Annotated in this window: 22 protein-coding genes; 13 read left to right on the forward strand and 9 right to left on the reverse strand. The window is 62.8% G+C overall.

All coding sequences use genetic code 11. The features are described from left to right. Positions 1-45: 45 nt before the first annotated feature. Complete coding sequence (locus QMO80_RS27260) at positions 46-858, reverse strand: DeoR/GlpR family DNA-binding transcription regulator (RefSeq protein ID WP_283200986.1); 813 nt, start codon at positions 856-858, stop codon at positions 46-48. Between the two features lie 198 nt (positions 859-1,056). Here QMO80_RS27260 and QMO80_RS27265 point away from each other — a divergent pair, with 198 nt between their 5' ends. After that, a complete protein-coding gene (locus tag QMO80_RS27265) occupies positions 1,057-3,153 on the forward strand; it encodes a bifunctional rhamnulose-1-phosphate aldolase/short-chain dehydrogenase (protein WP_283200987.1) in 2,097 nt (698 codons plus the stop codon). A 215-nt stretch (positions 3,154-3,368) separates the two neighbouring features. Next, entirely contained in the window at positions 3,369-4,661 is a 1,293-nt protein-coding gene (gene rhaI / locus QMO80_RS27270) for an L-rhamnose catabolism isomerase (protein ID WP_283200988.1), read from the forward strand. A 66-nt stretch (positions 4,662-4,727) separates the two neighbouring features. On the opposite strand, the gene QMO80_RS27275 is transcribed toward rhaI, so the two are convergent. After that, the gene (locus tag QMO80_RS27275) at positions 4,728-5,186 is read right to left on the reverse strand and encodes a carboxymuconolactone decarboxylase family protein (RefSeq protein ID WP_283201236.1); all 459 of its coding nucleotides are present in this window, start codon (positions 5,184-5,186) and stop codon (positions 4,728-4,730) included. 127 nt (positions 5,187-5,313) lie between these two features. On the opposite strand from QMO80_RS27275, the gene QMO80_RS27280 reads away from it, so the two are divergent. Together QMO80_RS27280 and QMO80_RS27285 are read left to right on the forward strand one after the other, a co-directional pair. Then, positions 5,314-6,183 carry a sigma-70 family RNA polymerase sigma factor gene (locus tag QMO80_RS27280; protein WP_283200989.1) on the forward strand — a complete coding sequence of 290 codons (870 nt, stop codon included), beginning with the start codon at positions 5,314-5,316 and terminating at the stop codon, positions 6,181-6,183. Positions 6,184-6,348: 165 nt separating this feature from the next. Further along, the gene (locus tag QMO80_RS27285) at positions 6,349-7,563 is read left to right on the forward strand and encodes an amidohydrolase/deacetylase family metallohydrolase (RefSeq protein WP_283200990.1); all 1,215 of its coding nucleotides are present in this window, start codon (positions 6,349-6,351) and stop codon (positions 7,561-7,563) included. Positions 7,564-7,600: 37 nt separating this feature from the next. On the opposite strand, the gene QMO80_RS27290 is transcribed toward QMO80_RS27285, so the two are convergent. Continuing rightward, complete coding sequence (locus tag QMO80_RS27290; RefSeq protein ID WP_283200991.1) at positions 7,601-8,440, reverse strand: IclR family transcriptional regulator; 840 nt, start codon at positions 8,438-8,440, stop codon at positions 7,601-7,603. Positions 8,441-8,635: 195 nt separating this feature from the next. Here QMO80_RS27290 and QMO80_RS27295 point away from each other — a divergent pair, with 195 nt between their 5' ends. Then, positions 8,636-9,493: an SDR family oxidoreductase gene (locus QMO80_RS27295; RefSeq protein WP_283201237.1), complete on the forward strand. Its 858-nt coding sequence runs from the start codon at positions 8,636-8,638 to the stop codon at positions 9,491-9,493. Between the two features lie 85 nt (positions 9,494-9,578). Here the strand turns inward: QMO80_RS27295 and QMO80_RS27300 are convergent, their stop codons facing one another. Beyond that, positions 9,579-13,190 carry a hydantoinase B/oxoprolinase family protein gene (locus QMO80_RS27300; RefSeq protein WP_283200992.1) on the reverse strand — a complete coding sequence of 1,204 codons (3,612 nt, stop codon included), beginning with the start codon at positions 13,188-13,190 and terminating at the stop codon, positions 9,579-9,581. Positions 13,191-13,275: 85 nt separating this feature from the next. On the opposite strand from QMO80_RS27300, the gene QMO80_RS27305 reads away from it, so the two are divergent. Continuing rightward, on the forward strand, positions 13,276-13,803 hold the full coding sequence (locus QMO80_RS27305) for a winged helix DNA-binding protein (protein WP_049735752.1): 528 nt from the start codon (positions 13,276-13,278) through the stop codon (positions 13,801-13,803). 55 nt (positions 13,804-13,858) lie between these two features. Here the strand turns inward: QMO80_RS27305 and QMO80_RS27310 are convergent, their stop codons facing one another. Further along, positions 13,859-14,074: a hypothetical protein gene (locus QMO80_RS27310; protein WP_049735753.1), complete on the reverse strand. Its 216-nt coding sequence runs from the start codon at positions 14,072-14,074 to the stop codon at positions 13,859-13,861. Between the two features lie 128 nt (positions 14,075-14,202). On the opposite strand from QMO80_RS27310, the gene QMO80_RS27315 reads away from it, so the two are divergent. Both QMO80_RS27315 and QMO80_RS27320 read left to right on the forward strand, forming a co-directional pair. After that, the gene (locus tag QMO80_RS27315; protein ID WP_283200993.1) at positions 14,203-14,826 is read left to right on the forward strand and encodes a TetR/AcrR family transcriptional regulator; all 624 of its coding nucleotides are present in this window, start codon (positions 14,203-14,205) and stop codon (positions 14,824-14,826) included. Positions 14,827-14,898: 72 nt separating this feature from the next. Further along, positions 14,899-15,093, forward strand: coding sequence for a hypothetical protein (locus QMO80_RS27320; RefSeq protein ID WP_003594637.1), 195 nt, complete (start codon positions 14,899-14,901; stop codon positions 15,091-15,093). Between the two features lies 1 nt (position 15,094). Here the strand turns inward: QMO80_RS27320 and QMO80_RS27325 are convergent, their stop codons facing one another. Continuing rightward, positions 15,095-15,526, reverse strand: a complete 432-nt coding sequence (locus tag QMO80_RS27325) for a DUF1810 domain-containing protein (RefSeq protein ID WP_283200994.1) — start codon at positions 15,524-15,526, stop codon at positions 15,095-15,097. A gap of 77 nt (positions 15,527-15,603) precedes the next feature. Continuing rightward, complete coding sequence (locus QMO80_RS27330) at positions 15,604-15,882, reverse strand: hypothetical protein (RefSeq protein WP_283201238.1); 279 nt, start codon at positions 15,880-15,882, stop codon at positions 15,604-15,606. A gap of 274 nt (positions 15,883-16,156) precedes the next feature. Between QMO80_RS27330 and QMO80_RS27335 the strand changes: the two genes are divergently transcribed. Both QMO80_RS27335 and QMO80_RS27340 read left to right on the forward strand, forming a co-directional pair. Next, positions 16,157-17,527, forward strand: coding sequence for an amidase (locus QMO80_RS27335; protein WP_283200995.1), 1,371 nt, complete (start codon positions 16,157-16,159; stop codon positions 17,525-17,527). Between the two features lie 65 nt (positions 17,528-17,592). Continuing rightward, on the forward strand, positions 17,593-18,453 hold the full coding sequence (locus QMO80_RS27340) for a sugar phosphate isomerase/epimerase (RefSeq protein WP_283200996.1): 861 nt from the start codon (positions 17,593-17,595) through the stop codon (positions 18,451-18,453). 18 nt (positions 18,454-18,471) lie between these two features. Here QMO80_RS27340 and betC read toward each other — a convergent pair whose 3' ends face one another. After that, positions 18,472-19,986 (reverse strand): choline-sulfatase, encoded by a 1,515-nt coding sequence (betC, locus tag QMO80_RS27345; protein ID WP_283200997.1) that lies wholly within the window; start codon positions 19,984-19,986, stop codon positions 18,472-18,474. A gap of 94 nt (positions 19,987-20,080) precedes the next feature. Between betC and QMO80_RS27350 the strand changes: the two genes are divergently transcribed. From QMO80_RS27350 to QMO80_RS27360, 3 genes are all read left to right on the forward strand, one after another. Continuing rightward, positions 20,081-20,986, forward strand: coding sequence for a LysR family transcriptional regulator (locus QMO80_RS27350; RefSeq protein ID WP_283200998.1), 906 nt, complete (start codon positions 20,081-20,083; stop codon positions 20,984-20,986). A gap of 91 nt (positions 20,987-21,077) precedes the next feature. Then, a complete protein-coding gene (locus tag QMO80_RS27355) occupies positions 21,078-21,278 on the forward strand; it encodes a hypothetical protein (protein WP_283200999.1) in 201 nt (66 codons plus the stop codon). Positions 21,279-21,314: 36 nt separating this feature from the next. After that, positions 21,315-22,109: an HpcH/HpaI aldolase/citrate lyase family protein gene (locus QMO80_RS27360; protein WP_283201000.1), complete on the forward strand. Its 795-nt coding sequence runs from the start codon at positions 21,315-21,317 to the stop codon at positions 22,107-22,109. 6 nt (positions 22,110-22,115) lie between these two features. Here QMO80_RS27360 and QMO80_RS27365 read toward each other — a convergent pair whose 3' ends face one another. Continuing rightward, the gene (locus QMO80_RS27365; RefSeq protein WP_283201001.1) at positions 22,116-22,793 is read right to left on the reverse strand and encodes a spermidine synthase; all 678 of its coding nucleotides are present in this window, start codon (positions 22,791-22,793) and stop codon (positions 22,116-22,118) included. Positions 22,794-23,030: the final 237 nt, after the last annotated feature.

The raw sequence follows: 23,030 nt of genomic DNA on the forward strand, positions 1-23,030 counted from the left end.
TACTTTCCTCCCTTAAAGATTAGACTTCCACACCTCGGCGGCGCCTCATGCGACCGACGAGGAATCCTCCCTCACAGCCTGGGCCACCGGGCTTGCGACAACGAGCCGGACGCCGGCATTCTCGACCATGCGAGCCGCCTCGTCCGAAATCCCGTCATCGGTGATGACCACGGAAACGCGGTCGAGCGCGCAGAGAATGAGGCTCGACCGGCGATTGAATTTGCTTGAATCGACCATGACGACGAGTTCGTCGGCCTGGTGCATCAGCTTCTGCTCGCTCTGGATAATGAGGGCATCCGCCTCCATGATGCCGAGCGGGCCGACGCCCTGGGCGCCGATGAACATGCGCCGCGCATAAAAATTGCGGATCGCGTCGTTGTCGAACGGCGACAGGATGAGACTCTGCTCGCGATAGATCGCGCCGCCCGGCACCGTCACCGTGTTTTTGGAGTGTTTGACCAGATGTTCGGCGATGGCGAATGAATTGGTCATCACCTGCAGGCGGTGGCCAGCCATATAATGCACCATCTGGAAGGTCGTCGTGCCGCCATTGATGATGATGGCGTCGCCGGCCTCGCAGAGCTCGACGGCGGCGCGCGCAATTGCGCGCTTTTTATCGATGTTGACTGATTCTGAAACCCGGAAGGGCCGGCCGGCGAGATTGCCGAGCTGCGGCGGATGCACGGCCTCCGCGCCGCCGCGGACACGGCGGATCTTGCCCTGCACGTGAAGAGCCGCAATGTCGCGCCTGATTGTCGCTTCAGAAGCTTCCGTCAATTCGGAAATGTCCTGGATCGTGACGACGGACTTTTCCTGAACGGCGCTTAAGATGATGCGATGGCGTTCGCGTTCGTGCATTGGGCTCCTCCTCTTGTCATATTTATTTCGCATCCGTTAATGGCTGTCAATCACAAACGATCATAAATTTTCATATTGCGCTGCACAACAATCGATTTTGATCGTTTTCGATTGACAAGCGCACTTTTGATGCGCGATACCGTGAGCGAAAGGGCGCGCTGATCGCGGCCCCCGACAAGCCTGATATGGGAGGATGATATGGCGGCGAACGTCCGGCTTCTGGAAAACCGGTGGGATGATGGTTACGCGGCGGGCCTCGATGAGCCCGGCAAGCTGCTCTATCGCTCCAATCTGCTCGGCGCCGACAAGCGCATCACCAATTACGGCGGCGGCAACACCTCGGCGAAGGTGATGGAAACCGATCCGCTTGATGGCAGCAAGGTCAAGGTCCTCTGGGTCAAGGGCTCGGGTGGCGACGTCGGCACCATCAAGCTCGACGGTTTCGCCACCCTCTACCAGGACAAGCTGGAATCGCTGAAAGGCATCTATAAGGGTGTCGAGGACGAGGATCGCATGGTCGGTTTCCTGCCGCATTGCACCTTCAACCTGAACGGCCGCGCTGCCTCGATCGACACGCCGCTGCACGGTTTCGTGCCGTTCACCCATGTCGACCACATGCATCCCGATGCGATCATCGCAATCGCCGCATCGAAAAATTCCAGGGAATTGACGCAGCAGATCTTCGGCGACGAGATCGGCTGGCTGCCCTGGCGCCGTCCGGGCTTCCAGCTCGGCCTCGATCTCGAAGCCTTCGTCAAGGCGAACCCGAGCGCCAAGGGCGTCGTGCTCGAAAGCCATGGTCTCTTCACCTGGGCAAATGACGCCAAGGCCTGCTACGAGCTGACGCTCGAGATCATCAACAAGGCGATCGAATGGTTTGCCGGCCAGACTGAGGGCAAGACGATTTTCGGCGGCGCCGTCGTTCAAAGCCTGGCTGTGGCGGAGCGCCGTGCCATCGCCGCTCGCCTGATGCCCGAAATTCGCGGTCGCATCGGCAAGCAGGAACGCAAGCTCGGCCATTTCGACGATCAGGACGCGGTTCTGGAATTCGTCAATTCAAAAGACCTGCGTCCGCTCGGCGCGCTCGGCACCAGCTGCCCGGACCATTTCCTGCGCACCAAGATCCGGCCGCTGATCGTCGATTTCGACCCGGCCAAGCCGGATGTCGACGCGATCGTCGCCGGCCTCGACCGGGCGCTGGAGGATTACCGCGCCGATTACGCCCGCTATTACAACGACTGCAAGCATGACAATTCGCCCGCCATGCGCGACGCCAATCCCGTCATCTTCCTCGTTCCCGGCGTCGGCATGCTGTCCTTTGCCCGCGACAAGGCAACGGCCCGCATCGCCAGCGAATTCTACGTCAACGCAATCAACGTCATGCGCGGCGCCTCGACGGTTTCGGAATATCAGGGCCTGCCGGAGCAGGAAGCCTTCGATATCGAATACTGGCTGCTCGAAGAGGCGAAGCTGCAGCGCATGCCGAAGCCGAAGAGCCTTGCCGGCCGCGTCGCCTTCGTCACCGGCGGTGCCGGCGGCATCGGCCGGGCGACGGCCGCCCGTCTCGTCGGCGAGGGCGCCTGCGTAGTGCTTGCCGATATCGACCAGGCGGCGCTCGAAGCCACGGAAGCCGATTTCGTCAAGAAATACGGGACTGACGCCGTGCGCAGCGTCCGGCTCGACGTCACCAAGGAAGATGCGGTGATCGCCTCCTTCACGGAAGCGTCGGTCGAATTCGGCGGCGTCGACATCCTCGTATCGAATGCCGGCATTGCCTCCTCCGCGCCGATCGAAGCCACCGAGCTTTCGACCTGGAACCGCAATATCGATATTCTGGCGACCGGCTATTTCCTCGTTTCGCGCGAAGCTTTCCGCCTGTTCCGCCGCCAGGCGCTCGGCGGCAACATCGTCTTCGTCGCCTCGAAGAACGGCCTTGCCGCCTCGCCGAATGCCTCTGCCTACTGCACGGCAAAGGCCGCCGAAATTCATCTCGCCCGCTGCCTGGCGCTGGAAGGCGCGGATGTCGGCATCCGCGTCAACACCGTCAACCCGGACGCGGTGCTGCGCGGCTCGAAGATCTGGAGCGGCGAGTGGCGCGAGCAGCGCGCCGCCTCCTCGAAGATCGAGGTTGACGATCTCGAGGAGCATTACCGCAAGCGTTCGATGCTGAAACTCAATGTGTTTCCTGAAGATATCGCCGAGGCGATCTACTTCCTCGCATCGGACCTTTCGGCAAAATCGACCGGCAACATCATCAACGTCGATGCCGGTAACGTGCAGAGTTTTACGCGGTAATTTTTGATTGGCGGCGGATGCGTCTGCCCCTCACCCTAACCCTCTCCCCGTCATGACGGGGAGAGGGGACTTGCCCAACGAAATGTTGGAGTGGGACGAAGACGGTGCGGCACATCCCCTTCTCCCCGTCTGAACGGGGAGAAGGTGCCGGCAGGCGGATGAGGGGCGGCCCCACAGCAGTCCCATCTTAGAAATTGCATAACCGGGAGGTAGAAATGGCCGAGTTCAGGATCGCGCAGGATCTGGTCGCGACAGAAAACGACAAGCGGGCAGCCGCATTGAAAGCCGATTACGAGGCGCTGGGCGCGAACCTTGACCGCCGCGGCGTCGATATCGAAGCGATCACCCGCAAGGTCGCCGAATTTTTCGTCGCCGTTCCCTCCTGGGGTGTCGGCACCGGCGGCACGCGTTTTGCCCGCTTCCCCGGCACGGGCGAGCCGCGCGGCATCTTCGACAAGCTCGACGATTGCGCCGTCATTAACCAGCTGACGCAGGCGACACCGAATGTCTCGCTGCATATTCCCTGGGACAAGGCGGATGCCAAGGAGCTGAAGGCCAAGGGCGATGCGCTCGGCCTCGGTTTCGATGCGATGAACTCCAACACCTTTTCCGATGCGCCGGGACAGGCCCATTCCTATAAATACGGTTCGCTCAGCCATACCGATGCGGCAACGCGGGCGCAGGCGGTCGAGCACAATCTCGAATGCATCGCGATCGGCCAGGCGCTCGGCTCCAAGGCGCTGACCGTCTGGATCGGCGACGGCTCGAACTTCCCCGGCCAGAGCAATTTCACCCGGGCGTTCGAGCGTTATCTCGCCTCGATGGCCGACATCTACAAGGCGCTGCCCGACGATTGGAAGCTCTTTACCGAGCACAAGATGTACGAGCCGGCCTTCTATTCGACGATCGTCCAGGACTGGGGCACCAACTACCTGATCGCCCAGACGCTCGGCCCCAAGGCCCATTGCCTCGTCGATCTCGGCCACCATGCGCCGAACACCAATATCGAGATGATCGTCGCCCGCCTGATCCAGTTCGGCAAGCTCGGCGGTTTCCACTTCAACGATTCGAAATATGGCGACGACGATCTCGACGCCGGCGCGATCGATCCCTACCGGCTGTTCCTGGTCTTCAACGAGCTGGTGGATGCCGAGCAGCGCGGCGTCAACGACTTCAACCCGGCCCATATGATCGACCAGTCGCATAATGTCACAGACCCGATCGAAAGCCTGATCAACAGCGCCAACGAAATCCGCCGCGCCTATGCGCAGGCGCTGCTCGTCGACCGCAAGGCGCTCGATGGCTACCAGCAGGACAATGACGCGCTGATGGCGTCGGAAACGCTGAAGCGCGCCTATCGCGCCGATGTCGAGCCGATCCTCGCCGAAGCCCGGCGCCGGGCCGGCGGTGCGATCGACCCGATCGCCGCCTACCGCGCCAGCGGCTACCGCAAGAATATAGCGGCCGAGCGTCCGGCCTCCGCTGCCGGCGGCGGCGGTATCATCTGAGCTTCGACCTGAATAAGAGAACGATTGCCGGCAGCGCAGGTGTGACCCGCTGCCGGCAATTGCCGCTTACGGCTTCCAGGCGCCGGCGATCTGCCGGGTGGCGATGTTCAGCCGGTTCCAGACATTGATATTGGCGATGGCGATGACGAGGGCCGCAAGGCTCCGACCGTCATAGTGCCGGGTCGCCTCGTCCCAGATCTCGTCGGGCACGGGGTCGGCGCGGTCGCTGGTGCGGGTGACGGCCTCGGTCAGCGCCAGGGCAGCCCGCTCGGCGTCGCTGAAATAGGGCGAGTCGCGCCAGGCGCTGACGGCGAAAAGCCTTTCGTCCGTTTCGCCGAGCTTCTTTGCGATGCGCGGATGCCCGTCGACGCAGACGCTGCAGCCGTTGATCTGGCTGGCGCGCAGATTGACGAGTTCCAGCAGCTTCGGCGAAAGCCCGGCCTCGACCGGCACCTTCGCAAGAGCCGTCAGCGCCTGCATGGCAGCGGGAAGGACGAGGGCGGGATTTCCCATTCTCTCCTGCATGGCTAATTTTTCCTGCATGGTATGTCTCCTTGATGCGTTTTACTCTTCGACGATCCGCCGGCGCTGTCACATCGGCCGGGTTTCATTCGTCATGGCCTTGACGGGATGCAGCGGAGGAATGTGACAAATGGACGAGAAAAAATGGCTGGCCGACGAATTCGAGGCGAACAGGGCGCATCTGCGGGCCGCCGCCTATCGCATGCTCGGTTCACGCGGCGAGGCTGAAGATGCTGTTCAGGAGGCCTGGCTGCGGCTGAGCCGCACCGACACGACCGACGTCGGTAATCTCGGCGGCTGGCTGACGACGGTGGTGGCGCGCATCTGCCTCGACATGCTGCGCACCCGCAAGACCCGGCGCGAGGAGCCGCTGGAAATGCCGGTCCATGCGGCGATCGCCGATCCGGCGAACGATCCGGAACGCGAAGCAGCCTTCGCCGATTCCGTCGGTCTGGCATTGCTCGTCGTGCTGCAGACGCTGGCACCCGCCGAGCGTGTCGCCTTCGTGCTGCACGATATGTTCGATCTGCCCTTCGACGAGATCGCGCCGATCATCGGCCGCTCGTCCGCCGCCGCCCGGCAGCTCGCAAGCCGCGCCCGCCGCCGGGTGCAGGGTACGGATGAGGCGCCCGAGGTCGATTTCGGCGGCAAGCGGACGGTCGCGGAGGCCTTTCTGACGGCATCGCGCAACGGCGATCTGGAAGCGTTGCTTACCGTGCTTGCCCCCGATGTCGTCTTCCGGCCGGATGCAACGGCGGCGCGATTCGGCACGATCGGCGAAATGCGTGGCGCAGAAGAGGTCGCCCGAGCCTTCAAGGGCCGGGCGCAGGCGGCAGAAATTGCCGTCGTCGACGGCGAGCTCGGATTCGTCGTGCAGATCGGCGGCCAGCTCCGCGTCGTCGTGGCGCTGACGATCGCCGATGGCAGGATCGCTGCGATCGACGCCATTGCCGATCCGGATCACCTGGAACGACTTGATTATTCGATCCTTCGGGATTGAAAATAAACGTGGATTTACCGGATCCCCGCGACAGGCGCGCTATCGAACGAGCGCGCCGTTGCCGTTTCCGGAGCGATGGATACCGCCTCATTTTCCTTGACAGCAGCATCTTCAGCTTTATTCTATTATAAAGATTTATATAGCATAACTGTGGAATTCAGCGATATGATCACATCAGGCGACCAGGCGAAGAAGCCGCTTCTTCTCACCAATATCAGGCCGATCGCTTTCGGTGCCGGCGCGCCGGACGGGACGGTCGACATTCTCGTCGATGGCGACGGCAGGATCGCCGAGATCGGTGCTTCGCTCGCCGTCTCCCAGGATGTGACACGCATCGATGGCAAGGGCGCCTTCGTCTCGCCGGGCTGGATCGATCTGCACGTGCATATCTGGCACGGCGGCACCGACATTTCCATTCGCCCCTCCGAATGCGGCGTCGAGCGCGGTGTCACCACGCTGGTCGACGCCGGTTCGGCCGGCGAGGCGAATTTCCACGGCTTCCGCGAATATATCATCGAGCCCGCACGCGAGCGCATCAAAGCCTTCCTGAACCTCGGTTCGATCGGCCTCGTCGCCTGTAACCGCGTCGCCGAACTCAGGGATATCAGAGATATCGATCTCGACCGCATCCTTGAAGTCTATGCCGAAAACAGCGAGCACATCGTCGGCATCAAGGTGCGTGCCAGCCATGTCATCACCGGCTCCTGGGGCGTCACCCCCGTCAAGCTCGGCAAGAAGATCGCCAAGATCCTGAAAGTGCCGATGATGGTGCATGTCGGCGAGCCGCCGGCGCTCTATGACGAAGTGCTTGAGATCCTCGGCCCCGGCGACGTCGTCACCCATTGTTTCAACGGCAAGGCCGGTTCGAGCATCATGGAGGACGAGGATCTCTTCAATCTCGCCGAGCGCTGCGCCTCCGAGGGCATCCGTCTGGATATCGGCCATGGCGGCGCCTCCTTCTCCTTCAAGGTGGCGGAAGCGGCGATCGCGCGCGGGCTGCTGCCCTTCTCGATCTCGACGGATCTGCACGGCCATTCGATGAATTTTCCGGTCTGGGACCTGGCGACGACGATGTCGAAGCTGCTGAGTGTCGGCATGCCCTTCGACAAGGTGGTGGAGGCCGTCACCCATGCGCCGGCAGCGGTCATTAAGCTGTCGATGGACAACCGGCTTATCGTCGGCGCGCAGGCCGAATTCACGATCTTCGACCTCGTCGATTCCGAGCTCGAGGCGACGGATTCCAACGGCGACGTCTCGGTCCTCAACAAGCTGTTCGAGCCGCGCTACGCGGTGATGGGCGCCGATGCCGTTACCGCCAGCCGCTACGTGCCGCGGGCGCGCAGGCTGGTGCGCCACAGCCATGGCTATTCCTATAGGTAGGTCGCCGTCGGGCTTGGTTCGGCGACCGAGGAAAGCCTTAGCGGTTGCGCCAGCCCATCAGCTTTTCGATCCGCTCCGCCGAATTGCGTACATGCGCGGTATAGTGGTTCTCGTCGGAGAAGGCTTTCTGCTCCGGCAGCACGATGGAAATGGTGGCGACGCAGTGGCCGTCGCGGTCGCAGATCGGCGAGGCGATGCAGGCAACCGCATAATCCGATTCCCCCGCCTGGATCGACAGGCGCGCCTCAAAGGCCTTGGCGGCGGCTTCCGACAGCGTGCTTGGATCGATCTCGGCGCGGCCGGTCGGAGACGAGCGGGCGCAGCGCTTGAACAGCTCGATGCGCTCCTCTTCCGGCAGATGGCCGACAAGCAGGCGGCCCGACGCCGTCCAGTTCAGCGGCACCCTTGTGCCGACGCGCGACGCCACCTGGAAGTGGCTCGGGCCATCGGCCATGGCAAGCACCAGCATATAATCACCGTCGCGGCCGCAGACCTGCACGGTTTCGCCGGCCTGGCGGCAGAGATCGTGCATTTCGTGGGTGGCGATGCTCATGAAATCCAGCGACCGGGCGTAGGCGAGCCCGTAGTGATAAAGCCGTGCGCCGAGCCAGATGGAACCATCAGCCTGGCGTGTCAGCATGTTCTTCTCGACCAGATCGTCGACGATGACGTAGACGGTCGACAGCGGCGCCTTCACGGCCTTGGCGATGGCATAGACACCGGCAGGCGATCCCGTCTCATAGAGATGATCGATCACCTGAAGCGCCCGGTCGATACCGCTGACGCGCGCGCGGCGCGCACCCTTGCCGGCGGCTTCCTCACCATGAATCTCGTCTTCGGCGTAAACTGCGGGTGATGTTTTTCCGTCCAATTCCATGCACCTCGTTAAAACTGCGATCATGTTACATTACTATGGCATAGCGGTCGCTGTGGCAAATCGCAACATTTTGTAGGTTGATCGTGCGGAGGAATGCGGCAGCTCTGTACGATGTGCCCACTCGGAAAGAACTCCATCAAAAACTTGGAACAACAAACCGCAGCCTGAGTTTGATCCTGAACCCAGGAGGTCATGATGACGAATTATCCGACACCGCCTTTCCCGTCCCAGAAACAGCCGATGCCCGGTTTTACCGCGCAGATGGACCCGGTTCCCGACCATGGCGAAAAAACCTATCGTGGTTCCGAACGGCTGAAGGGCAAGCGGGCGATCATCACCGGCGGCGATAGCGGCATCGGCCGGGCGGTGGCAATCGCTTATGCCAGGGAAGGCGCCGATATTGTAATTTCCTATCTCGACGAAGATGAGGATGCCGACGAGACGAAGCGGCTGGTCGAGGAGGCCGGCCGCAAGGCCGTGCTCGTCAGCGGCGATATCCAGGATCCGGCTCTGTGCCGGCAGATCGTCGAGACGGCGGTCAAGGAGCTGGGCGGTATCGACATTCTCGTCAACAATGCCGCCCATCAGGCGAGCTTCAAGAGCATCGACGAAATCAGCGACGACGAGTGGGAACTGACCTTCAAGGTCAATATCCACGCGATGTTCTACCTGACCAAGGCGGCCGTCCCGCATATGAAACCCGGCAGTTCAATCATCAACACCGCTTCGATCAACTCCGACAGCCCAAACCCGACGCTGCTCGCCTATGCGACGACCAAGGGCGCGATCCAGAATTTCACCGCCGGTCTTGCCCAGCTTCTGGCCGAGAAAGGCATTCGCGCCAATGCCGTGGCGCCGGGGCCGATCTGGACGCCGCTCATTCCCTCGACGCTGCCGGAAGACAGCGTCAGCAATTTCGGCAAGCAGGTGCCGATGAAACGGCCGGGCCAGCCGGCCGAGCTGGCGACAGCCTATGTGATGCTGGCCGATCCCTTGTCGAGCTATGTCTCCGGCACGACAATCGCGGTCACCGGCGGCAAGCCGATCCTTTGATGCAAGTCGCCTGGAATTGGCGGTTCCGAGGTAAAGACATGCATGAAACAAGGAGCTGAAGCGGGTCGATCTGATACGACGTGTTTCAGTTCGGCCTGCCGTAGCCGCCGCCGGTCGGCGTCGTGACGATCACGGCGTCGCCGGCGGCGAGCATTGTCTGGTCGCAGCCTTCAAGCCTTTCGACCTTGCCGTCCGCGCGGCGGATTTCGGTTTTCCCCAACTGCCCGTCCTCCCCGCCGAAAAGCCCGAAAGGCCGGATCGTTCGATGCGAGGAGAGAATGCTGCAATCCATCATTTCCAGAAAGCGGATGGTGCGCTCCGTGCCGCCGCCGGAACTATACTGCCCCTTTCCGCCGGAGCCGCGGCGGATATGGAAATCTTCGAGCACGACGGGGAAGCGGAATTCCAGCACCTCAGGATCGGTCAGGCGCGAATTGGTCATATGCGCGTGCACGCCGTCGGCGCCGCCGAAGCCGGTGCCGTCGTTGAGGAGGCCGGCGGGGCCGCCGGCGCAGATCGTCTCGTAATATTGATAGGCGGCGTTGCCGAAGGTCAGGTTGTTCATCGAGCCCTGGGCTGCCGCCAGCGTCCCGAGCGCCCCGAACAGCGCATTCGTCACATGCTGGCTGGTCTCGACATTGCCGGCGACGACGGCGGCCGGATAGGCCGGGCGCAGCATCGACCCTTCGGGCACGATGATCCGGATCGGCCTGAGGCAGCCGGCATTCATCGGGATCGGCTGCTCGACCATGACGCGGAAGACATAGAGCACGGCAGCGCGCGTCACCGGTTCCGGCGCATTGAAATTGGTCGGCTGCTGCGCGCTCGTGCCGGTGAAATCGACCGTCGCTTCACGCGCCTGCCTGTCGACGGTGATCTTCACCTTGATGACGGCGCCCTGATCCGTCGGATAGGTGAATTCGCTGTCGCTCAAGCGCGCGATCACCCGGCGCACACTTTCCTCGGCATTGTCCTGCACATGGCCCATATAGGCCTCGACCACATCAAGCCCGAAATGGGCGACCATCTTGCGCAATTCCCAAACGCCCTTTTCGTTGGCGGCGATCTGCGCCTTGACGTCGGCAAGGTTCTGGGCCGGATTGCGGGCGGGATAAGGATGATCCGTCAGCATGGCCGCGAATTCGGCCTCGCGGAAACGGCCTTCGTCGACCAATAGAAAATTGTCGATCAGCACGCCTTCCTCATCGACCTTGGTCGCCCGCGGCGTCATCGAGCCCGGCGCCTTGCCGCCGATATCGGCATGATGGCCGCGCGAGGCGACGTAAAACAGGATCACCTCTCCGGCATCGTCGAAAACCGGCGTGACGACGGTGATGTCGGGCAGATGCGTGCCGCCATTATAGGGGGCGTTGAGCGCGAAGACGTCACCCGGGCGGATGCGGCCCTCATTGAGGCGGATGATGGTTTCGACCGAACGGTCCATCGAGCCGAGATGCACCGGCATGTGCGGTGCATTGGCGACGAGTGCGCCGGTGCGGTCGAAGACGGCGCAGGAGAAATCGAGCCGCTCCTTGATGTTGACCGAATGCGCGGTGTTCTGCAGCGTCACGCCCATCTGCTCGGCGATCGCCATGAACAGGTTGTTGAAGACTTCGAGCATGACGGGATCGGCGCTGGTGCCGATCGCGGCATGACGGGAAAGCGGGATCTCGCGGGTAAGCACGATATGGTCGTGGCCGGTGAGCCGCGCCTGCCAGCCGGCTTCGACGACGATGGTCTGATGCGCTTCGATAATCAGCGCAGGCCCTTTGAGGACGGCGCCGGGCTTCAGCGCCTCGCGCTTGAAGATGCCGGCCTCCTGCCATGTCCCGCCGGAATAGAAGCGGGTCGTGCGCAGCGCGTCCGGCGCGAAGGCATTTGCCTCTCTATCCGTCTCCTCGATATCGGCGCCGCCGCCGATGCCCTCGACCTCGATGGAGTCGACGACGACAGGCCGGTCTTCGAAGATGAAGCCGAACTGCTTCTTGTGGGCGACGGCAAAGGCCTGCACCATCTCCTCCTGCGGCCCGAAGGCGACGGGCAGGGCAGTGTCGGTGCCCTTATATTGCAGGTGCAACCGGGTGACGATCTCCATATAGGCAGCCTCGACACCCTGCAGCGTCAATTCCTCGCGCACCTCCTCGGCCAACCCGGCTCTGATATCGGCGATCGTGGTCAACGCCGTCGCAAGCTCCGTCAGCATCGCGCGCTGGCGCGTGGCGCGGATATCGGCAAGACCCATGCCATAGGCCGAGAGAATGCCGGAGAAGGGATGGATCAGTACGGTCTTCATGCCGAGGCTGTCGGCAACAAGGCAGGCATGCTGGCCGCCGGCACCGCCAAAGCAGGTGAGCGCATAGCCGGAAACATCATAACCGCGCTGAACCGAGATCTTCTTGATGGCATTGGCCATGTTCTCGACGGCGATCGCAAGGAAGCCGTCGGCGGCATCCTCAGCCGTCCGCCCACCACCGATCACCTGCGCCATCTCGGCAAAGGCGGCGCGCACCGCCTCGGCATCGAGCGGCTGGTCCTGCCCCGGCCCGAAGATTTCAGGGAAGAATTCCGGCAGCAGCTTGCCGGTCATGATGTTGGCGTCGGTGACGGTGAGCGGGCCGCCGCGGCGATAGGATTTCGGGCCGGGTGTGGCGCCGGCCGATTCAGGGCCGACGCGGAAGCGCGAACCGTCATAGCTCAGGATAGAACCGCCGCCGGCGGCGACGGTATGGATCTTCATCATCGGCGCGCGCATCCGCACACCGGCGACTTCGGTCTCGAAGGCGCGCTCCAGGTCGCCGTCGTAATGCGACACATCCGTCGAGGTGCCGCCCATATCGAAGCCGATCATCCTGTCGAAACCGGCAATGCGTGAGACCTCGACCGCGCCGACCACGCCGCCCGCGGGCCCCGAGAGGATCGCATCCTTGCCCTGGAAGAGATGCGCGTCGGTCAGCCCGCCGGAGGACTGCATGAACATCAGCTTCGGGCCTTCGCCTTCGCCGGTGCCGAGTTCGGCCGCGACCTGATCGACATAGCGGCGGAGAACCGGCGACAGATAGGCATCGACGACGGCAGTGTCGCCGCGGCCGACGAGTTTGATCAGCGGTGAAACCACATGTGACGGCGATATCTGCGTGAAGCCGATCGCGCGCGCGATGGCGGCCGCCTGCTGCTCGTGCAGGGGATAGCGATAGGCATGCATGAAGACGATGGCGACGGCGCGCAGCCCCTCCGCATAGGCGGCTTCGAGCGCCTGCCGCAGGCTATCCTCGTCGAGGGCGCGCTCCACCGTGCCGTCCGCCAGCACACGCTCGTCGGCCTCGACGACATCGGCATAGAGCAACTCCGGCTTGACGATCTTCTTGGCGAAGATATCGGCGCGGGCCTGGTAGCCGATCTCCAGCGCGTCGCGGAAACCCTTCGTCGTTACCAAGAGGGTCGGGTCGCCCTTGCGTTCCAGCAGAGCATTGGTGGCGACCGTCGTTCCCATCTTCACCGCGCCGATCAGGCCGGAAGGGATCGGCTGGCCCGGGACCACGCCGAGCAATTCTCGGATGCCGTGAACGGCCGGATCGCGATAGGCCTCCGGATTTTCCGAGAGCAGCTTGTGGGCGATCAGCGAACCGTCGGGACGGCGTGCGACGATATCGGTGAAAGTGCCGCCGCGATCGACCCAGAAATCCCACTGTCTGCCCATCGTCCGACCTCCTGTTGAATTGGAATTTATTGACGATTTATCGATAAAATGTCAACGTTTCTGCTCTTGCATCGTGGAGGGTGACATGGCGGATGGGCGTGGACAACAGGGTATCGGACCGATCGTCTCCTCAGCCCATCTGGCCGATGGCGCGCTTCCGGCGCTTTCCGAGCTGGAATTCGGCCTTATCCTCGCCGGCAATGCCTTCGATCGCTGGATGGTGCGCTGCATGACGGCGGCCGGCGAGCCCGGCTGTGCTGCGATCGACGTGCTGGTGCTGCATTCGGTGGCCCACCGGCAGCGGCCGAAGCGGCTCGGCGATCTCTGCAGCGTGCTCGGCGTCGAGGATACGCATCTGGTGATCTACGCGATCAAGAAGCTGGAAAGGCGTGGTCTCGTGACGAGCACACGGGCGGGCAAGGAGAAACTGATCGCCGCCACCGAAAAGGGTGTTGAAATCTGCTTGAAATACCGGGCAGTGCGCGAAGCGCTGCTGGTGGAGTCTATGAAAGGCCTCGGGCTCGATGCCGCGGCGGCATCGGCGATGGCCGCCATGCTGCGGGCGCTTTCCGGGCACTACGATCAAGCGGCAAGGGCCGCCGCCTCTTTGTGACGGCAGCCCTTGACGGGGGCAGGGAGAGATCCCCCGAAATTTTCAGGCGGGCTGTTCAGCCGAAGCAGGGCATTGCCGGCAGATTGGCGCGGCTTGCGATCGCTCCGATGATGTTGCCCACCGAGGTCGAGCGCGGTTCGCGTTTACCGGCGGCCGTTTCCAGGAGTTGCTTGAAATCTTCAAGCTTCACGCCGTCGGCGCGCAACACCATGGCGATCAGGGGGTCGCGAAGGGCTTCGGATATCGTCAGGTCGTCTCTGGTCTTTCTCATGGCTTGTCCTCCTTTCGTGGGCGGTCGCCCGTGTTCCACTGTGCGCTGCCGTGTTCTCGACATTGACTTTCGCGTTTCGTGGTGTTACCGGTAAGTAACAATGCATTTGTTACCGATCGGTCACATTGATGTCAAGGACTACGTCCGCAAAAAAATCCGAAACTTCGAATGAAATCTCCGCAGCCGTTTCAGAGGATCGAATCCCGCCGCGGGAACGTATCGTCTCAACGGCATCGGAGCTTTTCCGCGAGCGCGGCATCCGCGGCATCGGCGTCGATGCCATTGCCGACGCGGCGCTGACCAACAAGATGACGCTCTACCGGCATTTCGGCTCGAAGGACGAACTCGTCTGCGAGACGCTGCGCCGCGCCTCCGAAAAGGCGGGTGCCATCTGGCGCGATCTGGAGACGGCCTATCCCGGCAATCCGCGCGCCCAGCTCTACGCATGGGTGGAAATGCGGGCGCAATGTCTGAACGGCGAGCCCGCCGGCTGCGATCTCGCCAATGCCGCCATCGAGCTGAAGGGCGAGGGCCATCCGGCCCATGAAATGATCGAGCGGCACAAGGCCGAACAGCGTGATCGCCTTGCCGCGCTCTGTTCGGCGGCCGATGCGCGCGAGCCGGAGCTTCTCGCCGATACGCTGACGCTGCTGCTCGAAGGTGCGCGTGTCAGCCGCCAGGCCATGGGCGCTGCCAGCTGCTGCGGTCATTTCGCCAAGGCCTGCAACGCGGCGATCGCTTCTTTCGCCTGAACCGGTCCTTTCGGGAACCTTACCGCTTCCACGCCGTTTTTCCATCACCGGAGGACAAGTGGAGACCGGGAGATGAACTACGTCTATCTCAAGCGCCTATATGCCAAACGCGCCGAGCTCGAAGCCAAGCTGGAGCTTCACGATGCGCGCTATTGTTTCGGCGAGGAAGAGGTTGATGACGGCACCGACAGCGATCTGCGCCAGCGGCTGAGCGAAATTTCCGACGAAATCGACGCACTGGAAGCAGGCCGGACCGCGAGAGCATGATCTAAGTCCTGAGGATTTCCATCGTCCGCTCGTCGAATTTCCCTTGGTAGAAATGCTCGATCACCCGGTGGAAGGGCGAGCCATGGTCGCTGATGGCGGCAAACAGGGTCATCGACGAGCGCAGCTTGAGGTCGTCGGGCGAGCCCAGGATCTCATGCGCGGATCGGCCGTCAACGGACAGGATCGCCTCGACGCAGCGCAACAGCCGGCTGGAGAGAATGGGATCGGCGAGATAGGCGGCGGCTTCCTCGGCGGAACGGATCGCATATTTTTCCGCCATCGGCGAAGTGCCGAGACCTGATATCTGCGGGAAGATGAACCACATCCAGTGGGAGGTCTTGCGCCCGGCTTTCAGTTCCGAAAGCGCCTTTTCGTAGACGCCGTTCTGGGCGCCGACGAAGCGGTCGAGATTGTAGTCGATATCACCGGCCATGGTCCCTCCCTTTCCTGCACTATGCAGCCTGGGCCAAGGTCTCCATGCCCGGCGAGCGGTTCTATCCGGACGCGCCCTCAGCAGACCCTTTCGGCATAAGGGCTGCTCTCACGGCAATGGCCGTAAGGCTGATGATGCGGCGCGCTGTCACCGGCGGGGGCGGCAATGGCCGAGGTCGTCACCGGGTCCGTCTCGGTGGAAGAATATGCGGCGAAACCGACAAAGCTCAAGAGAGCCAGCGCCGCGACCACGACAATGCGCTCGAAGCCCGAAAGTTTCTGGGCGCTGACATGCTCCACATAATCGCGCTCGCCCAAGCCGGCGGTTTCATCCTCCTTCACATGAAGGGTCACCATATCCTGGCGACGGGTCAAAGTTTCACAATCTGTCATCTCAATAACTCCTGCAACACATGCGACGCCGGCCTCTCAAGAATAAACTCTCAACCCTCATGGCGGACCGACTCCCGCATGCGTGCAGCATGTGTGTCTTTAATCGCGGCAATTGAAGGGGCAATTTGCAAACTCAGTGTTCAAAAAATCGTCCTAATGAATGCAAAATATCGTGATGCTCTGGCTCGCCGGAATGATCCGGGGTAGTCCAGAGGATCATCTTTCTGTGGATCGTCCTATGAGCAAATCCTTCGGCGCGATGTCGGTCGCCCAGCTTTCCGTCCTCATTCAAGGTGGCGCGGCCGATCCGGTCGACGTGGCCGAGGCGGTCTTCGGAACCATCGCTGATTATGCCGACAAGGCGGTCTTCACCACGCTGCTGGAAAGCCGCGCGATGGAGGAGGCGCGGGCCTCCTCGAAGCGTTTGCGCCAAGGCCGATCGCTCGGATTGCTGGACGGCATTCCGATCGCCTGGAAGGATCTTTTCGATGTCGAAGGCCTGGCGACGACGGCGGGTTCCGTCGTGCTTGCCACCGATGCGCCGGCCAGGCGCGATGCGGCCGTCGTCGGTCTCCTCCGGCAGGCGGGCATGGTCGCTATCGGCCGCACCAATATGAGCGAATTCGCCTTTTCCGGCCTCGGCATCAATCCGCATTACGGCACGCCGGTCAATCCGCGCAGCACGGATCTGCCGCGCATTCCCGGCGGTTCGTCCTCCGGCGCCGGTGTCGCCGTCGCCGCCGGTCTGGTGCCGGTCGCGATGGGCACGGATACTGGCGGCTCGGTGCGCATTCCCGCCGCCTTCAACGGCATTGTCGGCTACAAGGCGACCCGCGGCCGTCATGCGATGGAAGGCGTCTATCCGCTGGCCAAGAGCCTGGATTCGCTGGGGCCGCTCTGCCGCAGCGTCCGGGATGCGGTGTGGATCGATGCGGCGATGCGCGGCCGCACGGCGCCTGATGTCGTCGAGCCTCCGCTGCAGGGGCTGGAATTGCTCGTGCCTGACAATATCGTCTTCGACGGAGCCGAGCCTGACGTGATCGCTGCGTTCGAGGCCGCTTTGGAACGTCTTCAAAGGGCCGGCGCCCATGTTGCCCGTAGGGTCATTCCCGCCTTCGACGAGATTTTCGATCTGATGACGAGATACGGCCCGCTGGTCACAGCGGAGGCTTTCGCATTGCATCGGGAGCGGCTCGCGGGACCGGATGCGGACAGGATGGACCACCGCGTCGTCATGCGCACACGCTTGGGAAGCAGGACGAGTCTGGCCGATTACCTGGCGGTCCTTGCGGCGCGCGGCCGCCTGATCGCCGATGTCGAGCGCCTTGCCGGCGACCGGCTCATCGCTTTTCCGACGGTCGCCCATGTCGCTCCACCGATCGGACCGCTGGAACAGGATGACGAGCTGTTCTTCGCGACAAACAACAAGACGCTGCGCAACACCGCGCTCGGCAATTTCCTCGACTGGTGCGGCGTCTCCATCCCCTGCGGCACGGGTGCTTCAGGCATGCCGGTCGGTCTGCTGCTTTCGGCCACCGCCCGTCGCGACGAGGCGCTGCTCGGGGTCGCACTCGCCGCCGAGCCGGTCGTTCGTGGCGATTTCGCCTAATTGGCAATTGAACCGCCGGGCTTTTATTGCGATTGATGGCAGGAGGAAATCCTGGAGGAAAGCACGTGCAGATCTTGCAAAACGGACGCTTCGCGGTTTCGACATGGTCGCTGCATCGGCTGCTCGGCGCCGTTTATGACTATAGCCCCGATCCTGATAAAAGTGCTGCGCCCAGGCAACCCTATGGCCCGGGGGCCGCGGCACTGATCGACATGCCGGCGGCGCTGGCGGCGCGCGGCCTCAACCGGCTGGAGATCTGCTCCTTTCATCTGCCGAGCCTCGATTCCGGCTATCTAAGCGAATTGCGCGATGCGATGACGGCGTCAAACGTGCTGTTCCAGACGTTGCTCGTCGAGGACGGCGATCCGAGCCATCCCGAGACTGGAGAACGCGATGTCAGATGGATGGCGCCGTGGATCGATATCGCCGCTTCCCTTGGGGCGCAGAGGATGCGCGTCATCGCCGGCAAGCAGAAGCCGGTCGAGGAAAACCTGAGCCGTGCTGCCCGTCATCTGAACTGGCTGGCCGAAAGAGCCGAAGGCAGCGGCGTGCGCATCGTCGTCGAAAACTGGTTCGACCTGCTGCCGTCGCCCGTCGAGATGAACTGGCTGCTGGATCGGCTGGACGGCAAGGTCGGCCTCAACGGCGACCTCGGCAATTGGGCGGCACCCGCAAAATATGAAGGTCTGGCCGACATCATGCGCCGGGCGGAAATCTGCCATGCCAAGGCCGATTACACCGTTGCCGGCCTCGATGCCGACGACTACCGCACATGCCTGGAGATGTGCGAGCGGGCCGGCTATGCCGGACCCTTCACGCTGATCTACGACTCGCCCTTCTTCCCCGACGAATGGGACGGCATCCTGCTGCAAAAGCAGTTCATCGAGGATTTCCTGCGCGAGTCGCCGGCGCGCAGGACGGCTTGATCCAAACGGATTTCGCGCTCATTCCTGCCGCGGGAACCTCTGGCTTTCCTCGAGCACGTTCAGGTCCATATGGTTGCGCATATAGCGCTCCGATGCCTTCTGCAGCGGCTGATAGTCCCAGGGATAATAGGCGCCGTTGCGCAGCGCGGCGTAGACCACCCAGCGGCGCGCCTGGCTTTCGCGCACGGCTGCGTCGAAATCGGCAAGGTTCCAGCGCCGGCCGGCCTGGTCGGCAAGTCTTGCCAGAGTGTCGGCATGCGCCGGCTTCCCGGCCAGATTGTCGAGCTCCTGCGGATCGGCTTCGAGATCGAACAGCATCGGTGGATCCTTCTCGCAGAGCGAAAGCTTGTAGCGCCCGTCCCTGAGGCAGACGAGCGGCGCTTCGGAACCTTCGGCGGCATATTCCATCGGCACGGGGCCGCGGCTGCCGGTGCCTTCGGCAAGGCCTGCGAGATCTTCGCCTTCGGTCCATGGTTTCAACGAGGTGATGTCGATCCCGGCAAGAGCCGCCAGCGTCGGCGTCACGTCGAGCGTGGAGACCGGCTGATCGATACGCCCGGGCTTCCAGCCGGGGGCCGCGATCATCAGCGGAACGCGCGCCGATCCTTCGAAGAAGTTCATCTTGAACCAGAGGCCGCGATCGCCGAGCATGTCGCCATGATCGGAAACGAAGAGGATGATGGTGTTGTCGGCCATGCGGGTCCGTTCCAGCACGCCGAGAATCTCGCCGATCTTGTCGTCGACATAGGAGATATTGGCGAAGTAGCCCCGCCTTGCCCGCCGGATCTCTTCCGGGCTGATGTCGAAAGCATCGTGGTCGCAGGCTTTCATCAGCCGCTGCGAATGCGGATCCTGCCGCTCGAAGGCGATCGGCGCCACCGCCGGGTCGAGGGCCGGGCAATCCTCATAGAGGTCCCAGAATTTGCGGCGCGCGACATAGGGGTCGTGCGGATGGGTGAAGCTGACGGTCAGGCACCAGGGGCGTTCGTCATGGCCCCGCGACAGATCGAACAGTTTGCGGGTGGCGTGGTAGGCGACTTCGTCGTCATATTCCATCTGGTTGGTGATCTCGGCAACGCCGGCGCCGGTCACCGAGCCGAGATTGTGATACCACCAGTCGATGCGCTCGCCGGGCTTGGTATAGTCGGGCGTCCAGCCGAAATCGGCCGGATAGATATCCGTCGTCAGCCGCTCCTCGAAACCATGCAACTGGTCGGGGCCGACGAAATGCATCTTGCCCGATAGCGCCGTCTGATATCCGCTGGCGCGCAGATGATGCGCATAGGTCGGGATGTCGGAGGCAAATTCGGCGGCATTGTCGTAGACGCGCGTCCGGCTCGGCAATTGCCCGGACATGAAGGAGGCCCGCGCCGGTGCGCAGAGCGGGCTTGCCGTATAGGTGTTGGCGAAGCGCACGGAACGCTCCGCCAATGATAACAGATGCGGCGCATGCAGAAAATCGGCAGGCCCATCGGGAAAGAGGGTCCCGTTCAACTGATCGACCATCAGGATGAGAATATTCGGGCGCGTCATGTCGTTCCTCTATGATATTTGCAGATTTTATTGAAACGCCTATCATCGTTCCTGTAAAGCTGGCTTTTTTCGATATCTCATCAAAGGAATTTTTATGCCAGAGCACCCGCTTGAGCTTGGATGGATGCGCATCTTCGTCGAGGTCGCCAGACTCGGGAGCTTTTCGTCGGCAGCGGTGGTGCTCGGGCTTACCCAGCCGGCCGTCAGCTATCAGATCCGCCGGCTGGAGGAGCAGTTCGGCGTCAGCCTGCTGCGCCGCCAGCATCGCGGCGTGACGCTGACTGCTGAAGGCGAGCGGCTTCTCGACGTCGCCGCCAAGGCGGTCGGCGACATCGATGCGCTCGCCCGCAGTTTCCGCGCCGAAGCGCAAAGACCGGTCGTCAGGTTGAGAACCGACTATGCCTTTTCATCGCTCTGGCTGATCCCGCGCATGGACGGCTTTCGTCTTCTTCACCCGGAAACGGACATCCAGATCGTCGCGACGCAGCGATTTTCAGCCGGCTTTCGCGACGAGGCGGATGTCGCGGTCGTTTTCGGCACGCGGGCGGAATTCGGCGCCATCGGCACGCTTCTGCTGCCGGAAGAGGTCGTGCCGGTCTGCACGCAGGGATTTCTCGACCGCAACGGTCCGTTCGACGATCCGAGGCAACTTGCCAGGGCAGTGCTGATCCATCTCGACACGCCGATGCCATCACCCTGGTTCGACTGGCGCAGCTATTTGACCGAATTCTCCGTCCTGCGCGACATCAATGCCGGCCGCGGCGATATCAGCTTCAATACCTACTCACTGGTCGTTCAGGCGGCGCTGAGCGGGCAGGGCGTGGCGATCGGCTGGATGGGGCTCGTCGATACGCTGCTCTCCGCCCGCATGCTGGTCGAGGCCGGCCCGCCGCTCGAGGCGCAGGACCGCGGCTACTGGCTGGTGCCGCCGCGGTCTCCAAGCGCTCACAGCGAGAGGCTCATTGCCTGGCTATTGGACGAGGTGAAGCGGAGCAGTTAGCAACGGCTGCATTTCCCGCCGGGGGGAGCCTTGTCATCGGCGACGCCGACCGACATTGTGGGAGCGAATCCCTAGCGAAAGTGACGCAAGCATGCGAACGATCGGATATATCATCGGACTGCTTATGGTCCTCCTCGGGCTGATCTGGATCGGGCAGGGAAGCGGCTATTTTCCCTATCCGGCCTCGAGCTTCATGATCGCCCAAACGATCTGGATGCTGTGGGGTGCTCTTCTGGCCGCAGCCGGCGTTGCCCTCATGATCATCGTCTCGCGGCTGCGCCGGAGAGTGTGAGCCGCCGCTGGGCGCTGACGAATTGAGGAGAATGGCATGGGTGCAACTGACATCGACGGCTTTGCGAACCGGATCAGGGGCAGCCGGGCCGGCATGATCTCCGCCTGGGTCGGCATTCCCGACGCGCTGCTCGTCAACCATCTGGCGCAGGAGGCCTTCGATGCCGTCGTGCTGGATATGCAGCACGGCATGTGGGACATGCCGTCGGCGGCCAATGGCATCGCGCAGGTGCGTCTGGCCGGCAAGCCGGCCCTGGCGCGCATCCCGGTCGGCGATTTCGCTTCCGCCTCGCGGCTGCTCGATACCGGCGCCTCGGGCATCATCGCGCCGATGATCAATTCGGCCGACGATGCGAGAGCCCTGGTCCGGACGACGAAATATCCGCCCGTCGGCGAGCGCAGCTGGGGGCCGTCATTGGCGCTGAACCATACCGGCCTGTCGGGCGATGATTATTTGAAGAACGCCAACGCGCTCACCGTCGCCATCGCCATGATCGAGACCCGCGCCGCGCTCGATGCGATCGACGGCATTCTCGGCGTGACCGGCATCGACGGCATTTTCATCGGCCCTTCCGATCTTTCGATTGCGCTGTCGAACGGCGATCAGGTGGCGCCGAACGCTGCCGAAATCGATAGCGCCATGCAGCATGCCGTCGAGCGCTGCCGCGCCCACGGCAAATTCGCCTGCGCCTTTGGCGCCGATGGCGAGCGGGCCGGCGAACTCCTGAAATTCGGCTTCGACCTGGTCATCGCCGGCGCCGAGACTACACAACTGCGCTCCGGCGCCCGCCGCGCCATCAACGCCGCCCGCAGGATCGCTTCGGGCAGTTGATCTTCGTCAGCGGGCCGGCTTCACCGCCAGCCAGATTACGTGACGGGCGCCGCGTTTGCGGCCGGCGCGGGTATTGACGACATCGACGGAAAAGCCGCTGTCCCCAAGCCGGCGCGTGAAAGCAGGATCCTGGCTAGACGACCAGACGGCGAGCACGCCGCCGGGGCGAAGCGCATCGCGGGCGGCGCGCAGGCCGGCGAAATCATAGAGCCGATCGTTGGATTTGCGGGTCAACCCATCCGGGCCATTGTCGACATCGAGCAGGATCGCATCATAGGCGTTCTTGCCGGCACGGATCGCTTCGCCAACATCCCCCTGATGGATGGCGACGCGCGGATCGTCGAGACAGCCCTTGAAGACCTCGGCCATCGGCCCGCGCGCCCAGGCGACGACAGCGGGCACCAGTTCGGCGACGGTGACGCCGGCATCACCGGGAAGGATGGCAAGAGCGGCGCGCAGGGTGAACCCCATGCCGAGCCCGCCGATCAGCACCTTCGGCTTCGGATGCGACTTGATCCGTTCCCAGGAAAGCGTCGCCAGCGCTTCCTCCGAGCCGCTGAGGCGGCTGTTCATCAGCTCGTTGGCGCCGAGCATGATCGAGAACTCGCTGCCGCGCTGCTTCAGCCTGAGTTCGCCGCCTTCGCCGGGAATGGTCGCGGAATCGAGCTGGATCCAGGGCAGCATGACGGTTTCGCCTCAGTTGAAAGAACCGTCCCCTAGCATAGGGTGATGAGTGGGGCCAGTCAGCAGTCGGAGACCGTTTGAAAGTCGGGCGGTGGTTGGGCGGTCCATGCTTCAAGCTTCCGATGTGGACATCAGCGAATTTGGGTTGGAGGCTGTCGGTGTCTGGGCACCTCAAGCGTCCTTCGCTGGACGAGGGCACGCCTCGGAGATTGCAACGACATTTTTGGAGATTGGAAC

Source organism: Rhizobium sp. BT03 (genome assembly GCF_030053155.1).
Taxonomy (GTDB): domain Bacteria; phylum Pseudomonadota; class Alphaproteobacteria; order Rhizobiales; family Rhizobiaceae; genus Rhizobium.